The organism is Paraburkholderia bryophila (assembly GCF_003269035.1).
GTDB lineage: Bacteria > Pseudomonadota > Gammaproteobacteria > Burkholderiales > Burkholderiaceae > Paraburkholderia > Paraburkholderia bryophila.
Window position 1 is genome coordinate 1 of record NZ_QLTK01000086.1, and the last position, 1,290, is coordinate 1,290.

The 1,290-nt window shown below is 62.8% G+C and carries 3 protein-coding genes and 1 pseudogene; all 4 read left to right on the forward strand.

Going from position 1 to position 1,290, the window contains the following annotated elements; genetic code table 11:
* The first annotated feature begins 29 nt into the window (after window positions 1-29).
* On the forward strand, window positions 30-446 hold the full coding sequence (locus BX591_RS35890) for an XkdW family protein (RefSeq protein WP_111936025.1): 417 nt from the start codon (window positions 30-32) through the stop codon (window positions 444-446).
* Between the two features lie 35 nt (window positions 447-481).
* On the forward strand, window positions 482-664 hold the full coding sequence (locus BX591_RS35895; RefSeq protein WP_111936026.1) for a hypothetical protein: 183 nt from the start codon (window positions 482-484) through the stop codon (window positions 662-664).
* Window positions 665-711: 47 nt separating this feature from the next.
* On the forward strand, window positions 712-1,068 hold the full coding sequence (locus BX591_RS35900) for a hypothetical protein (protein WP_035557106.1): 357 nt from the start codon (window positions 712-714) through the stop codon (window positions 1,066-1,068).
* Between the two features lie 57 nt (window positions 1,069-1,125).
* Window positions 1,126-1,290 (forward strand): annotated as a pseudogene (locus BX591_RS37110) (phage tail protein); the annotation flags it as partial.

Below are 1,290 nucleotides of genomic sequence, written 5' to 3' on the forward strand. Positions count from 1 at the left end.
TGGCTACGCAATCAATAGGACCGGCTCACATGGAACCCATTCTGTACACGCACGACATGCTGATAACCGTCATCCAGACGAAGTTTCCCGCGCTGGTGCATGGCCGCGATTTCCTCGTCGGCCATCCGGTCGATCCGGCCACGAACAGGCAGACCGGCGAGCCGTTCATTGCGGTCTGGAAAAGCGCCGAAATTCCGCAGCCCGACGCCGGCACGCTCAAAGCGGAGTTCGCCGCGAACGAGTCGACCTACCGCGCGGCGTTGATTCGCACGTACCGCGACCGGCTGCTCGTCGCGACGGACGGCAAGGCCAACCCGCCGCAAGATGCGCCGCCCGACCTGAAAGCTCAAGCGGCCGCCTGGCAACAGTACCGCCAGACGCTGCGTGACCTGACCGGACAACCCGACTTTCCTTTCGACGTTCATTGGCCGGCCATGCCGGCCTGAAAACCAGCCTTCAACCCGAACCCGGAGTACCAACGATGAACAGGCCCAAAACCCTCACGCTCACCTTGCCGACGGACCGCATGGAAATCGTCCTGTCGGCCCTGGCCGAGCTGCCGTACCGCGTTGCACAGCCGGTCATGGACACGGCGCATGCGCAGTTTGGCGAACAGATGCAGACCGCACAAACGCCGGCGGCAGACGCCGGCACCGCCCAATAAACGGCACTGGCACCACCAACGCTATCCAATCCTGAAGGGCTCAAGACATGGCACTCAAGAAAACAATCCTCATCGACGCAATCGGCGTCCCGGCGGCGTATCACGTCATCGACGGCGTCAACGTCAGCCGCAGCTCGAACACCACGTCGGCGATGGTCCTGAGCTACTACACCGAAGAAACGTTCAAGGCCGGTAAAAGCCCGCTCGGCATGGCGACCGCGATCGCGCTCACCGGCATTCCGCCCGAGGGTTCGGATTCATTTCGCCACGCAGAACAAATGCTCGTGCAGGCGAAGCCCGCCGAAGGCGACACCGATCCGACGCAGTATTTCGGCACGCAGAACCGCTACCTGTTTTCGGGCGCGGAAATCGTCGCGGACGCAGTGAAAACCATCCCGGCCTGACGCCGGCAGATCCACCGGGACAACTCCCACACGAACCAACTACAGGAGCGGCACAACATGGCGCAGGACTATCACCACGGCGTACGCGTCGAAGAAATCAACCAGGGCACGCGGCCGATCCGCGCTGTCTCGACGGCGATCGTCGGCGTCGTCTGCACGGCCGAAGATGCGGACGCTACCGCGTTCCCGCTCGATACGCCCGTGCTGCTGACGAACGTTATT

What these genes read in the sequence shown, in the direction of transcription:
- BX591_RS35900 (WP_035557106.1), top strand. Translation starts at nt 712, where the DNA reads ATGGCACTCAAGAAAACAATCCTCATCGACGCAATCGGCGTCCCGGCG.
- BX591_RS35890 (WP_111936025.1), top strand. Translation starts at nt 30, where the DNA reads ATGGAACCCATTCTGTACACGCACGACATGCTGATAACCGTCATCCAG.
- BX591_RS35895 (WP_111936026.1), top strand. Translation starts at nt 482, where the DNA reads ATGAACAGGCCCAAAACCCTCACGCTCACCTTGCCGACGGACCGCATG.